The organism is Arthrobacter sp. LT660 (genome assembly GCF_056172845.1).
The window spans coordinates 1,466,714-1,480,414 of record NZ_CM149651.1 but is presented as its reverse complement, the minus strand read 5'-3'; the positions used below and the strand labels follow the sequence as shown (position 1 = coordinate 1,480,414).

Annotated in this window: 12 protein-coding genes and 2 pseudogenes; 8 read left to right on the top strand and 6 right to left on the bottom strand. The window is 61.3% G+C overall.

Annotated elements, in window-relative coordinates; all coding sequences use genetic code 11:
- Positions 1 to 105: 105 nt before the first annotated feature.
- From AC0QSG_RS06770 to AC0QSG_RS06755, 4 genes and pseudogenes are all read left to right on the top strand, one after another.
- Positions 106 to 249 (top strand): annotated as a pseudogene (locus AC0QSG_RS06770) (Y-family DNA polymerase); the annotation flags it as partial.
- Between the two features lie 147 nt (positions 250 to 396).
- Entirely contained in the window at positions 397 to 1,986 is a 1,590-nt protein-coding gene (gene istA, locus AC0QSG_RS06765) for an IS21 family transposase (protein WP_475375123.1), read from the top strand.
- Positions 1,986 to 2,753 carry an ATP-binding protein gene (locus tag AC0QSG_RS06760; protein WP_475375122.1) on the top strand — a complete coding sequence of 256 codons (768 nt, stop codon included), beginning with the start codon at positions 1,986 to 1,988 and terminating at the stop codon, positions 2,751 to 2,753. The genes istA and AC0QSG_RS06760 overlap by 1 nt, the downstream gene beginning before the upstream one ends.
- Before the next feature lie 89 nt (positions 2,754 to 2,842).
- Positions 2,843 to 3,082 (top strand): annotated as a pseudogene (locus AC0QSG_RS06755) (Y-family DNA polymerase); the annotation flags it as partial.
- A 200-nt stretch (positions 3,083 to 3,282) separates the two neighbouring features.
- Here AC0QSG_RS06755 and AC0QSG_RS06750 read toward each other — a convergent pair.
- A complete protein-coding gene (locus AC0QSG_RS06750) occupies positions 3,283 to 3,756 on the bottom strand; it encodes a hypothetical protein (RefSeq protein ID WP_302263499.1) in 474 nt (157 codons plus the stop codon).
- 804 nt (positions 3,757 to 4,560) lie between these two features.
- On the opposite strand from AC0QSG_RS06750, the gene AC0QSG_RS06745 reads away from it, so the two are divergent.
- Positions 4,561 to 5,157, top strand: a complete 597-nt coding sequence (locus AC0QSG_RS06745) for an RNA polymerase sigma factor (RefSeq protein ID WP_302263500.1) — start codon at positions 4,561 to 4,563, stop codon at positions 5,155 to 5,157.
- Positions 5,154 to 5,783 (top strand): hypothetical protein, encoded by a 630-nt coding sequence (locus tag AC0QSG_RS06740; RefSeq protein WP_302263501.1) that lies wholly within the window; start codon positions 5,154 to 5,156, stop codon positions 5,781 to 5,783. Before AC0QSG_RS06745 ends, AC0QSG_RS06740 begins: the two co-directional genes overlap by 4 nt.
- Positions 5,784 to 5,996: 213 nt before the next feature.
- Here the strand turns inward: AC0QSG_RS06740 and AC0QSG_RS06735 are convergent, their stop codons facing one another.
- The 5 genes from AC0QSG_RS06735 to AC0QSG_RS06715 all read right to left on the bottom strand — a co-directional run bounded on the left by AC0QSG_RS06735 (position 5,997) and on the right by AC0QSG_RS06715 (position 10,892).
- On the bottom strand, positions 5,997 to 6,344 hold the full coding sequence (locus tag AC0QSG_RS06735) for a hypothetical protein (RefSeq protein WP_302263502.1): 348 nt from the start codon (positions 6,342 to 6,344) through the stop codon (positions 5,997 to 5,999).
- Between the two features lie 166 nt (positions 6,345 to 6,510).
- On the bottom strand, positions 6,511 to 7,095 hold the full coding sequence (locus AC0QSG_RS06730) for a hypothetical protein (protein ID WP_302263503.1): 585 nt from the start codon (positions 7,093 to 7,095) through the stop codon (positions 6,511 to 6,513).
- Positions 7,096 to 7,465: 370 nt separating this feature from the next.
- Positions 7,466 to 9,445: a hypothetical protein gene (locus AC0QSG_RS06725; RefSeq protein WP_302263504.1), complete on the bottom strand. Its 1,980-nt coding sequence runs from the start codon at positions 9,443 to 9,445 to the stop codon at positions 7,466 to 7,468.
- A complete protein-coding gene (locus AC0QSG_RS06720; RefSeq protein WP_302263505.1) occupies positions 9,442 to 9,786 on the bottom strand; it encodes a helix-turn-helix domain-containing protein in 345 nt (114 codons plus the stop codon). The genes AC0QSG_RS06725 and AC0QSG_RS06720 overlap by 4 nt, the downstream gene beginning before the upstream one ends.
- Positions 9,783 to 10,892: a tyrosine-type recombinase/integrase gene (locus AC0QSG_RS06715; protein ID WP_302263506.1), complete on the bottom strand. Its 1,110-nt coding sequence runs from the start codon at positions 10,890 to 10,892 to the stop codon at positions 9,783 to 9,785. The genes AC0QSG_RS06720 and AC0QSG_RS06715 overlap by 4 nt, the downstream gene beginning before the upstream one ends.
- A gap of 222 nt (positions 10,893 to 11,114) precedes the next feature.
- Between AC0QSG_RS06715 and AC0QSG_RS06710 the strand changes: the two genes are divergently transcribed.
- Positions 11,115 to 11,897, top strand: coding sequence for a DinB/UmuC family translesion DNA polymerase (locus AC0QSG_RS06710; RefSeq protein ID WP_475377053.1), 783 nt, complete (start codon positions 11,115 to 11,117; stop codon positions 11,895 to 11,897).
- Positions 11,898 to 12,417: 520 nt separating this feature from the next.
- Positions 12,418 to 13,404: a DUF3560 domain-containing protein gene (locus tag AC0QSG_RS06705; RefSeq protein ID WP_475377052.1), complete on the top strand. Its 987-nt coding sequence runs from the start codon at positions 12,418 to 12,420 to the stop codon at positions 13,402 to 13,404.
- Positions 13,405 to 13,701 lie beyond the last annotated feature (297 nt).

Below are 13,701 nucleotides of genomic sequence, written 5' to 3'. Positions count from 1 at the left end.
CCGAACATCAGGTGGGCAGATCTGGTGGCCATGAGTGGGCAGTTTTCATGGCCACCAGCGGGCATTTCTGCTGGCCGCCCATGGGCACAAACTATTGGCCATTGACAGGCCTTCGACCCGACGCTGATCGGCCGGCCGGTGATCGTCCTGTCCAACAACGACGGCTGCGCCGTCGCCCGGTCGGACGAAGCCAAGGCCCTAGGCATCGAAATGGGCGCCCCCTGGTTCAAGCTCGCCCCCACCGCCGAACGTGGCACCTAGCGCTTGGTGGTAGCGGTAGTCCGTCGAGTTGGTAGCACGTTTCCGGGTACACGGTAGCGCTGGCGGTTGATGTACTGCTCTGCTGTGAAGGGACAACGCATTCGGCGTTGTCGTTTCATTGTTAAGGGCGGGTTCATGGTGGACTATCGGAAAATATTGGGGCTGTTGCTGGAGGGGCGGAGTTACCGCGAAGTCGTCGAGATCGCGGGGTGCTCGCATCGCGACGTGGCCCGGGTTCGGCAGGAGATCCAGGGCCGGGGTGTCACTTCGGTGGGTGCGATCACCGACACTGAGCTCGCGAAGTGGTTCCCCGACGGGCGCCGGAAGGTATCAGAGGAGTACGTCCAGCCCGACCTGTCGCAGGTGCTGGCGTCGATGAAACAGAACCGGCACTTCACTCTGCTGTTGGCTTGGCGCCGTTACGTCGATACCAAGGACGCGGGCAAGAAGTACGGGTATTCGCAGTTCTGCGCCCTGTTCACCGATTATCTCCGCACCCACGATTTGGTGGCGGTGCTCCGGCACGAGCCGGGCCGGGCGATGCTGGTGGACTGGGCCGGCGACACGATGGACGTCGTTGACACGATCACCGGCGAGGTGGTCAGGGCGGTGTTGTTCGTTGCTGTGCTGCCTTTCTCGGGCGTGATCTTCTGCCGCGCCTACGCGGATATGAAGTCCCCGGCCTGGCTCGACGCTCACGTTCAGGCGTTCACGTTCTTCGGCGGCGTTCCGCAGATCGTCGTTCCGGACAACCCGACGACCTCGACCCACCAAGTCCACAAGGGTGACGCGGAGCGGGTTGTGAATACTCGGTATCAGCAGCTCGCCGACCATTACCAGTGCGCGATCGTTCCGGCACGCGTTAAGCGCCCGCGTGACAAGGCCGCAGCCGAGAACGCGGTGAACGTCGTGAACAAGCGCGTCATCGGTTACCTCGACGACGATGTCTTCACGACCGTGGCCGAGTTGAATGCTGCGATCGAGGAGCGGGTGCGGGAGATCAACCACGACATCCGCCGCGCTGACGATACGACCAGGTGGGAGAGGTTCGACACCGAGGAACGGGAGTTCCTCGAGCCGTTGCCGGACGCTGCGTTCGAAGACGTCTCCTGGAAGGAACTGAAGGCCGGCCGTAATTACCACGTCACCGCCGAAACGCAGCGGTATTCGGTGCCGTTCGCTTTGGCGGGGAAGCTGTTGCGGGTGAGGCTGACCTCGTCCCGGGTGACGGTCTTCGATGGGCACGAGATGCTCTGCGAACACCCGCGGTTGACCGGCCGAAAGGGCCAGTACTCGACCCTGCCCGGCCATGTCCCGCCGCAGCACCGCAATATCGATGGGCTGTGGTCCAGGCGGTGGTTCACCGATCGGGCGCGCAGCGTCGGGCCGGCAACCGTCACGGTGATCGAGCAGATTCTCGACGGCCAGGTGATTGAGGCGCAGGGCTACCTGTCCTGCCAGAACGTCCTGGACGGGCTCGGCAAAAACAACCGGGAACGGCTGGAGGCGGCCTGCCAGGAACTCGTGAACCGCAGCGCCCATCCGACCTACTCGACACTGAAACGTCTGATGGCGGCGATCGACAGCGACGCGAAGAAGCCTCGGCCGCAGGTCCCGGCGGCCTCGACACGCAAACGCGTCAGCACCGTCGTTTTCCGCGACACCATGCCAGACGTCTATGTTCGCGATGCCTCCCACTATGCACGCGACGAGGAGGGGAAGTGATGTTCACCAGCATCGATTATGACAAGTTCCGGGCCCTGCGCGTGACCCACGTCGCGACCCGGCTGGAAGAGCTCATCCAAGACGAAGGCAACGACACCCTCACCCCCGAGCAGCTGTTCCTAACCGCCGTCGACGACGCCCTTGAGTCCCGGCGCATCAACAAGGTCGACAAACTCATCCGCCAGGCCGCCTTCCCGATCCCGGGCGCGACCGTCGCCGAGGTCGACTACCGCGACGGGCGCGGCATCACCCCCATTCGGATGCGACGCTATGCCGCCCACGACTGGCGCTCCGACGCGACGAACCTGCTCATCATCTCGCCCACCGGCGGCGGGAAAACCTACCTCGCCTGCGCGCTGGCCATCGGCGCCTGCCAGAGCGAACACTCGGTTCTCTACTTCCGGATGGACGACCTCGCCCGTCGGCTCGTCATCGCACGCGGCGACGGCATCGCCCACCAGAAACTGCTGAACGAGCTCTCCAACATCGACCTGCTGATCATCGACGACTTCCTCACCGTCGGCATCGACAGCGACGCCGCCAGCGACCTGTTCGCGATCCTCGCGAACCGCGAACACCGGCTGCCGACGATGATCGCCTCGCAGACCGGGCCGGCGCATTGGATCGCCGAACTGCCCGATCGGGTCGCGGCGGACTCGATCGTGAACCGCCTCGCCAACAACGCCCGGATCATCAACCTCGGCCAGATCGATATGCGAAGGCACCAAAACGACCAGGCCCGCGCCCACCAGGACTACTGGGAATAACACCGGAGCGGCCCGGGTACACAGCGCCCGGGCCGCTACCACCTCGCCAGAACCGCGCTACCGACTAAATGGACTACCGCTACCAGCAAGCGCTACTCGCCAAACGCATGGGGCTGGTCGCCAAATCCAGCAACTATGAGCTCTACGGGGACCTTTCCGCCCGAACCATGCAACTGCTGGGCCGGCACTCGGCCTGGGTCGAGGTCTACAGCATTGACGAGGCATTCCTGGGCGTCCGCGGGACCCTGCCGGAACTGCGAGCCCTGGCCCGACGGATGAAGCAGGATGTGATGGACCACCTTGGACTGCCGGTTTGCGTGGGGATCGCCATGCTTACCGGTACAGCCGAGTATTCGTTAGTGGCCTATTGGACCCGATCCATTCGGGTTCCGTCGTGGAATATGAATTTCGTTTTCAGGACTCGTCGGCACAGTCCTTCCGTGACCGGAAGGGAACCTTGAGTGGGACAGTCCAACCCGAGCCGGGGTTTCATCAGAGAAAGCTGCATCTGGCCCAAGCAATTCCAGAATTACTCGGGATCCCAGTCAGGGGAATCATTGGGCTCGCTGAAAAAATGATTCGTCTCCGTTGCCGAGTACCAACGTATATGCATTGGAGCCATGGCATCCAATAGTTCTGGCAGAGTTCGGTAGTAGAACTCATCTTCCTCGAACGGCACAGGCTTTTGACGCTCGTTGCGCCTAATAATTGCCACCCAATATTCTTCAATCCCCACGGATAGGTCAGCACAGGAAAGCCACAAATCCGACTCGGTTCTCGCCGGATCTTGGGTCAGCATTCCCATGGAATCAACAACAACGAGGTAGCCCGAATAGTCGCCGCTGGTTACCTCGCCCAGATACTCCGCCTGCCCACGCCTGAGGTTTTCAGGTGTTGGACCTCGCATGTCCGCTGACTGATTGGACTCTTCAATTTCCTGCAACCGCCGAATATAGGCTCGTTCCAGCTCTACTGACTTCTCTTTGTTCTTCCTTCCCCACATGCGCTGACCTTTCCCGAGGAGGCTTGTTGCTTACATTAATAGACTCATTTTCCGAAGCCCTATGGGAACCCTCTGCGGGTCGGTTTCCCCGACCGCAAGTGGAATGAGTCTGGCTACAAGAGTTACGGCCAAGGTTCCAGCTATATCTTCAAGGTATCTGTGGTCAAGAACCTAGGTCAGGTAGTTATTTTTCAGCATCTCGGAATGTTCAAAACCGACGATCCCAGTCGTTAGTCCGATGTGTTCCGGCTATTCGCAGGACCCACCGGGAGCGCATCCGCTGCCAGAGCCACTGCTCGCGCCGTCAGGAGTGAGCAGGCCAATCGTGAGGTACATTGTCGCACCAGCTAAGACTGCGATGCCGAATATCAGAAGGACTCGGCTCCATCGACCACCGCCAGATATTCCGGCACCTCCGATAATTGCTAAGGCGGCACCAATCGCCATCGGATAGTAGGGCCCGAAAATTGAACCGAAGAGTCCGAGCAGCAGGCCGATGACCGCGCCCAGCACCACGACTACGATGCTCGGCGCTGCAGCGTTCCGAGATTGCCCTTCGAGTGCAGTCATATAGTCATTATGCACGGCGTGGGTTCTAGGCAGTAGAGCTTGGTTGTCCGATACTCCCGCCGACGATATGGCCTGCTTTTTGCGCTAAACGCCGCATCACCAAACACCAAGGTCTGCGCTGCGCAGGGTTTCACAGGGGAACGGCTACCGGGACACCGGAGGGAATGGCTGGGAGACCATGGGGAAGGGCGATCCCGCCGTGAACTTATTTCGCGGTAGTGGACACTACTAGATATGAACCAGTTACCGGGCAACGATCAGGACCTTTGGGACCGATGTGCAGCAGGCAACGCCAATGCCTTCGGGACGTTGTTCGATCGGCACGCCGATGCACTGTTCAAGTTCTGCTTGAGCGCCTGCGGGTCATGGCATGATGCCGAGGAACTGGTCTCAATCGCTTTTATGGAAGCGTGGCGAAAACGGGGAACGATCAGGCTGGAGCACGACTCCCTACTGCCGTGGCTGATCGGGGTCGCCGCCAAGTCCAACCTCAATCGTGCACGTACGGCAAAACGCTATCGAGCCCTTATTGAAAGACTGCCGCACGGCGAGGAAACCACGGCATTCGAACCGCAGGTTGCCGAGGTGCTGGATGCACAAGCCCTCTCAGGCAAGCTTCTCGACGGGGCGGGACTAAGCGCGACCGAACGAGCCGTGGCAGTCCTGTGCCTGATGTTCGATTTCACATACATCGATGCGGCCCGCGCACTAGGCACACCCGTGGGGACCATTCGATCACGGCTCAACCGCGCACGAAAGAAGCTGAAAGCCTTTTCCGAGCCAAACCCCGAACATTCGTTGAAACTCTCTCCAGAAACGAGTCGGCCATGAATCCCGAAGAACCGCGTTTCTCAGCGGCACGTCGCACCCAAGTGCGCTCAGTGTTGGTCAATGAAATTTCTCAGGCACAAGGCAGGCCCCGGCGTCACCGGAAACCCCTCATCCTGGCTTCTGCCGGCGCGTTGGTGTTCGCGGCAACCGGATCGGCGTACTACATCGCCACCAAGCCCGTTGAAGACAAACGCGAAATCCGCTGCTACTACAACGCGGACCTCAAGGCTTCGCAGTTCGTGATCAGCGAAGACGAGGGCGATCCCGGCTATCAACTGGGTCCCTACATGGGAGCGGGATATGAGGCCAAGCCCGGCGAATCCGATCAGGTCGAAGACGGGGTCGCCCTGTGTTCCAAGTACTGGGATATGGGGATGATGAACCCCGAAGGCATAACCAGCCATCTAGTTCCCAAGGATTTCAAGCAGCCGGCTCCCGCTCAGCCGGAAAACGCTATCAGTAAAGACGAGAACGGGCAGATCTACACACCTGCCAACGAAAGCGGGCTGGGCCCAGGTCATTATGTACCGGAGCTGGCTTCTTGCGTCGTTGAGAATGCGGTGGCGGTTATCCCTGGCGACAAGAACGTCTGCGCAAGGCTCCAGATACCTTCCCTCGAAAACTAGGAACCCAGGGAACAGGAATCGAGGCCCCTGCCGCGGTGCCATTTTCCTCTAATAGCCACTGCACAGAGTGCCCGAAGTCCTCTGCCCTGCGCTAGGGCGTCCGTAAGCCGAACCCTCACCTGGACAGCGCCCTGCAACTCGAACTTGCTCGCCGCTCTGGCGCAGTGCAGGGTTGGTGTGGCGGAGGGGCCGGTCAGCTGCAAAGCCGCCAATTCACTTATGTCCTCTAGAGAAGCGGTCCCTAATCGATTGCCACCAAGGGTGGCCGGGGTCGCCTTTGCCGTCGAGGACGTCGAAGATGAAGAAGCCCTTCTCAGCAAACCACGCGAGGTCTTCTGCCGGCCGTGTAATTTCCCCTTCCCACCCAGGGACACCCACGTTCGCGGATTCCAGGTTCAGCTCGCAAGCTCGTCTATTGGCTTGGTCAAGCACTCTGGAGTCGGTGACCCCAGCGTTGCCTTCCGATACGTCCCAGAGGCGGTGCAGGATCGCGTAGCGCCCTGCCTTGTTGGTGGGTAGATCTGCAGGCGCAACAGGCTCGTAGTAGTACCCTTCGGTCATCTTCTAGACCCCTTCCGTACTTTTGAATCAAAACCTGCGTGGCCTGAGCCTACGGCACATTCAAACCCGATACGGGTTCGGCCCGAAATCACACAGTCGGGTCCGCGGGAAGAATGACAAATGGGCTCATCCCGGCACATGGTTCGGTCTGGCCACGGTGGCGGTTTTAGCTTGAGTCGCGGTCACCTTGAAGCCGGATCATCATGCGGGTAAGCCGCGAGGGTGGTCTTGAAGGGGAAGCGGGCCACGGGTGGGCTTCGATGATGTGCTGCACCGAATCCATGGCAGCGTCGTATTCGGCAGCGGGGAATTCCAGCTTGGGCGGGAACCAGGTGAGGGGATCATCGTTTCCCTCCGGTATCACCAGGTCCTCGCGGCCCAGGATTTCCGCTGCAATGGCGTCTCCTGCCCAATGAGGTCCATGCCAGATAATGCGATCATCGGTGCGCGCCAGCCAGACGGCGAAGGTTCCGCACAGGATGTCCGCATCGTAGGGGCACACCGTAAGTTCCAGCTCACCAGGTGTCAGCTCCGTGGTCGCCCCGCGCAGCTCTGGATCCCGGTAGCCTGCCAGCCACTCGTCCACCGAGGATTGGGGAAAGCGATGCGCGAAGGGCGATATGCCTACGTTTCGTTTCTTGTTGACGATTGCCGGGACGGGGGTGCCGTCCACGACAAGTTCCACCGTCTCCTCAACCGTGTTCCACCGGGCAGTGATGGAAGAAAGCGCGTCTTTGTGGAGTTCGGGCATGCGTTCAGTATTCCAGTGCCCGAGTGGTTTAAAGGCGGCTTTGGCCAATTCTTCTATTCAAGGCCTCCGATTCCGGGTTCACGCGTCTTCCCAAAGCAACCCGGACGGGCATTTCTTGGCCACCGAAACAGTCGCGTCGTCCCGTAAGGGGTCTGTCCGGATTGGCAATCCGGACAGTTCCGTATGGGGGTGGGCTTGCGGAACGCACCCCGCACTGACCTGTGACTTAAGAAATTCCGGGATTCACAGGAAAGTCGACCGTCCCGCAAGACCTGTCCGGTGATCCGAACCGGTGACGGGGCGTGAAACGGAACGCTGTAGCGGGTGGCTGGACACCAGGCTGGGGATGTCTGGAATTTGGCATGGAAGCCTAGATAGGTCCTGTCGTGAGGCGTACGCGGGGGTAGTCGGTCCAGTCGTGGCCGCTGTGGGCGCTCCAGCGTTCCGCGGCATAGACGGAGATGCCCAAGAGTTCAGCCAAGACCGAGGGCGGAAGGTCGCGGGCGAGGCTCATGAGTGCAACGTTCCTGGCGGCGCGAAGGCTGATGCCTCTGCGCGCGAGTGGTCCCCTGATCGTCGCGGTCGTGAGGTGGCGGCCTGCTCGCCGACCCTTGAAGATCCAGATGTTGCTCTCCCGGCCCGAGGTGGTTCCGGAGTCCAGAAGCCGCCGTAGCAACGCGCCCAATGCTGAGGGAAGCTTGATCGGTTCGGTTCCCAGCGAGAGATAGATCGTGTCGCCCTCCAACGTGACGGCATCGCGTCGAAGCGAGACGACGCGGGTCAGAGCCGTTCCGTAGATGATGGCAAGCAGCCCGCCGACGCGCACCTCCAACCGAAGGTCCTCGGAGGTGAGCAGATCCTTTGCCCAGGCCCATCGTTCGTCCTCGGTAGCACCCGAGGTTCCCAAGCTGCTTTTCAGGTATTCGCTGCGCAGGCGCGTCAATCCCTGGGCGCCCGCCCAACGGATGAACGGCGTGAGTTGTTTGCCGGCCCTGCCGCGTGTTGCCACATAGTCGTCGAAGGTGCGCTGGGGCACGGTGCCCAGATCGAGACCGCGGTCATTGAGCGTGTCGAGCAGATTACAGACCGCGATCAGGTGGGCCTTGGATTGCCTGTGGCGGAGGCTTTCGTCCGTGGTGCCTAGATGCGCGGCATCGACAAACCGCGGATTGACGATCCACGCGGCATATTGCTTGAGAAGCGATCGGTTGGCTAGGTTGGGCAGGGCGGCGAAGTATTCCTCTTCCCACACTTCGAGCCGAATGCGGTCGAAATTTTCGGTGGGGACGACCCCGGATTCCATGAGCAGGGCGGCGAGATACCCGGTCGCACCCCCTGCTCGGTGTCCGGCTATCGCGCGCAGCGAGATGGGGGCGTGGCCGGTGGCCATGTCGTGGACGACGCGCGCCATCGGGCTGCGTCGGATCCAACTGATCACCGCGTCGGCGTTCTCCGGGTTCCTGAGCAGGTAGTGCTCAAGGGCCGTCAGCTGGGGATGAGTGGTGCCCTCGTCATCGGAGATGAGAATTCGAAGAAGCCGAGGTGCAACGCAAATGGTGCAGTAGTTTCCTTGGAGTGGTCGTTGGTCGTTGCCGCATCCGGCACATTGGCCCAGGTCGAATTGGTTCGCGCAGTGAGGGCAGACGGGTCCCTCTTGGCGGAGGTAGGGGGCGATGCGGTATTCCCCGCAGCGGGAGCAAGTGCGGGGGCGTTTGCGCAGCGACTGGTAGCAACGCATGCACAGTGGTGTGTCTTCCTTCCGTGTCATGGTGGGGCGGATTTCTCCGCAATGGGAGCATGCCGTGGAGGGGGAGGTATAGCATCCCTTGCAGACCGGCCCGGAGGCGCTTCGGACGACGGCGGTTCCGGGTCTTGCGCAGATGCTGCAGATTTCCCGGCTGCGGGGATCACGTCGCCAACAGGGCGCGCAATAGGGTTTGCCATCGATCATTCGGTGTCCGCCGCGGCGCACCTGATGGCAGGAGGTGCAATCCGGGGTGGTGGCGGGACGGTTGCACGATCCGCATCGCTTCCCTCCCTGGCCGTCCCGGTGTGGAAGGTTCTTGGCCAGCCCGCAGGAGGAACAGCGGGGCAGCTGGATGTTTTCGTAGCCTCGCGCGCGCAGGTCCTTGATCAGGCGGTACGCCGTCGGGGAGGCATCCGAGCGGCCCGAGGTGAGCAGGTCGGGTTTTAATGCCAGTTCGCGGGCGAAGCGGGTGCGGGCCTTCGCCCCGCCCGCCAGGAGAGCAGCCGAGGCAATGACCGAATCGGGCAACTCCGGCGCCTCTTTCCTGCACGCGTGGACAATCTGGGCAAGGGCCACGTCGGGGTCCACCGGCAGCGAATTCATGCGCCCTGCGGGGCCTGTGGCGGGCGGTGGATCCTGGCAGGCTTCGGCCGCAGGTTTCCGATGGAACCACGGGTCGGTTCACCGGAGACGGCAACGGATTTCTCCTCCACGACGCGGACCTCGATCAGGTCCGAGACCGTGCAGTTCAGCGCGGCACACACCGCGCCGATGAAGCTCAGGTTCGCCCGCTCGGGTGTCTGGGTCACGAGCCTGAACACCTGTTCGCGGGAGAGGCTGACGCCGTACTCCTCGAGCAGGGGGATCAACTCGGTGGTCTTGAAGAGCCCTTGGTCCGCCATGATGCGGCGCAAGTTCCAGGTGGTCTCAACATGTTTGGTCATGTCAGCTCCAGGGTGTTGAAGCGGCCCAAGGCGTCCGCCAGGATTCGGTTCTTGTAGTCGCCGCTGACGGAGGTGTAGATGGCCGTCGTTGAGGAGTGCTGGTGGCCGACCTGCTCTTGGACGAATCGATCGGCATAGCCGTATTCGATCAGATGCGTGACATAGGAATGGCGTAGGCAGTGCAGCGTCAGGGCGGGGTCGAGGCCGGCTTCGCGCCGCAGGGCGGTGAACCGCCGGTCAATGTACTCCAGGGAGACACGGGTTTTCCGTTCGGTGGGCCAGAGCGCCGGCAGGTCGCCGGGTGAGAACAGTGCCCTGCCTTCGTCGACCCATTGCCTCATGCCGTCTATCCACCATGACAGTTCCGGGACGAGCAAGACGGTCCGGCGTTTCGGCACGCTTCCCTTGCTCGCCTTGCCCCATCGAACATGCATGGCGGCGTACCGTTCCCACTCGGGGACACGGGCATTGCGGTGAAGGTCGTGGAGGTCCAGGCCCCGAAGTTCGGCCCGTCGCAGTCCGAAGGCATAGGCGGTCTTGAACATCTGAGCGTCCCGCAGTGCTGCCAGCGCGCCCTTCCGTCCTTCACGGATCGAGGATTCAACCCGTGAATCCGCATAGTCGAACAATGTCTGTATCTCATCGAATGTCAGTGCCCGCCGTGCCGGGCGCCCTTCGTAGTCCGCCACGTGTTTCGTCGTGTTCCATGGCAGGCAGATCTGGGAGGGCGTGTTCCCGAATTGGGACTCGCAGATCTCCACCCAGTCATAGTCGGGGCTGATCAGGTAGTTGCAGAAAACCTGCAGGATCCCTTGCCGTTGCCTGATGGTCGAAAGCGCAAGTCTCTTGGAACGCATGGAGCTGGTGTATTCTTCCAGGTCGGAGGCTTGCCACTGCCACGGGTAGGTCCCTGCATACTCGCCGAAGTTCCTGACGGTGGAGGTTCGGCTTTCAATGGTGGCGTCGGCCAGGCTTCGGCTTCGTTGCTGTTGCTCCCAGGAACCGAGCATGGATTCGTAGACCGCTTCATCTGGATGAAGGGCCGCGGTCCCGGAATCGAGGGATAGCACGTTCCGGAGGTTGCTGACGTCCAAGAATTGTTGCATCTAATCGATGACTGTATGAATAGATGCAACAACTGTCAATGGCCAATTCAACAGGTCAATGGTTAGGCTGAAGTCCCCGGCGCTGCTTCCCGAGCTCTTGGGCTATTGGCTACGGGTGAATACGTATCCAGTTGCATTTTATGCAACAGTCCATGCTTAAAGACCCTAGCCAAGCTGGCCAACAAGGCCGCCAAGAAGAATGCCCACCTGGGTGGGGTCTGCGTGTGGGATGCCGTCACCCGGGAAGACAGAGAACAACTCCTGGGCCGGCTGCCGACGGTGGAAATCTGGGGCATCGGCCCCCGCCTGGCCAAGCGCCTGATGGGCCTAGGGATCCGGACCATGAAAGACCTCCGCGACGCCGACGCGGTGATGCTGCGCAACCGCTTCTCCATTGTCATAATGCGCACCATCCTCGAGCTTCGAGGAACCCCCTGTATTCCTCTGGAGGAAGAGCACGAAATCAAGGGTCAGCTGATATTCAGCCGCTCCTTCTCCACTCCCATCACCGACACGCACAGCATGGAGCAGGTGTTGGGGATATACGCGCAGCAGGCCTCCGCACGCCTGCACAAGCACCAGCGGCAGGCCAAGGTGCTCACCGCCTGGGCGATGACCAGCTACTACAACACCAACGACTCCCACCAGCCTTCGGTGACGGTCGCACTTCCGGGCCCGACCGCAGACCCGCTGCTGCTGACGCGCGCGGCCAAGGCGTTGCTTCCCAAGATCCTGGATGGGGTGAAGTATGCCCGGGCAGGAATCGTGGTGACCGATATCCGACCTACCGGCGCCCAAGAGACTTTCGAGCCGTTCGTGAACCCCCACGAGGCCAAGGAAATTGGACCCCTGATCCAGAAGATCAAGCAGCGCCACGGAGTGAACGCGGTCGGGCTCGGCCTGGCGGGAATGAAAGCCGGCCCCGAATGGACGATGCGCCGGGACATGATGTCACCGCGTTACACCACCCACTGGGACGAACTGCTGACCGTCTACGCCAGCTGATTCAACTCCATTGAATCCTTGCTGCCGGCCCTGGGCTGTCATCGGCTAGGAGAATAATGGAGTGCGTCTTTTACCCACGCACTTATTTGAGTGAATGAGTAATGCATCATCTACTCCCCGCGGAATGGCGGGGGTTTGAGGGAGTCCTGGGTACTCGCTCGCTCGCACCCAGGAAACGGGCGTCCGCTGCGCGGCCGACTCTTGACCTGATTCCCCTCCGGTGAATCAGGTGCCGGCCTGGCGGCCGTCCCCTTTTTTTGGTTGCTGTCCTTCGGAGTTTATGGCCCGACACCAAGGGCACAAGCCCCATCGCAAGCTCCGGGGCCAGCACGACCAATTCTTTGTCCGGCGCTTCGCTTATTTCCGGACAAACAAGTGGTCGAGCTGCCCTACGGGTTGATGCTCCTTGGTGCTCGGTCCGCTCATTGCATATCGCCAGCAACCAAAAAAACGCGGGGGAGAGACAAAGCGCGGGGCTGGTTCCGCGATCCCCCTCACCTACAGATTGAGAAAAACAACCATGGGCCACTTGAACATTACCCACACCCACGAAGCCGGAACTCTGATAGAAGGAACCGCCAAGGGCGACGGAACCGCCGAAGTCCTCAAAGCCAACGGCTGGCGTTGGGGACGTAGCATCGCCAGCTGGTTTGTCCCCATGAGCCGCGACCGGATGCCCAAGTTTTACAAGATCGAGGGCACGGCAACCGCGCTCAGGGCGGCAGGGTTTGCTGTTGAAACGGATATCGACGAAACGACCCGTTCAACGGCCGAAGTTGAAACGGCAAAGATCGAACGTCAAGCACAACGCGTCGAAGCACTGGAGGCCAAAGCCCAGCGCAAGAGCACCACAGCCGACGAGGCCGAGCGTCGCGCCCGTGCGGCAGGCGACGCCCTACCCTGGGGAGGCGAGCCAATCAAGATCGGCCACCACAGCGAGAACCGCCACCGCAACGCCATCGACAAGGCACACCGCGCCATGGGTGCATCGGTCGCCGCCGACCGTGACGCCACCGAAGCGGCCGAACGCGCCGCGACGGCAGCCCACACGACCGGCGCACGCTACAGCGTGCAAACCGTCGCGAACCGCATCAAGAAGCTGGAAGCCGACACCCGAGGAACCCAGCGCAACATCGACGGCCGCCGTGAGTGGATCAAGGACGAGGCCGGCCGGGACATGCTCAGCAACGAACCCATCGGCGCCACCGGCGCATACCGTGAGCGCCTGCTCACGCGGTTAGTTGAACAAAACGATCAGCTCACCTACTGGAAGCAGGTCCGCGCCGAACAGATCGTCACGGGCAAGGCCACCAACTACAGCCGAGAAAACATCAACAAGGGCGACTACGTGCGTTACCGGTTCGGATGGGTCGAAGTGGTGCGAGCCAACGCCAAAACGGTATCGGTCAAAACTGAATACACCTGGACGGACAAAATCGAATATGAGGCATTGACCGACCACAGGACAGCTGCCGAATACGCAGAGGCTCTGGCGGCCACCAGCTAGCTATAAGGAAATGGGGGAGGGGGACACCGTGTGGGTGTGCCCCCCCCTTTTCGTGGTGGTGCGGACGGCCTCCGCCGCCAGCTCCCCCGGCCGCCGACGCTGCGCGATGGACAGAGCGCGCTGAATATCGTCTTTTACTCACTCACTCGTTTGAGTGAATGAGTAATGCATCATCTACTCCGTGCGGGATTCCGGGGGTTTGAGGGCCCCTGGGTACTCGCTCGCTCGCACCCAGGAACCGGACGTCCCGCTGGCGCGGTGCGGCTGTTGACCTGATTCCCCTTCGGTGAATCAGGT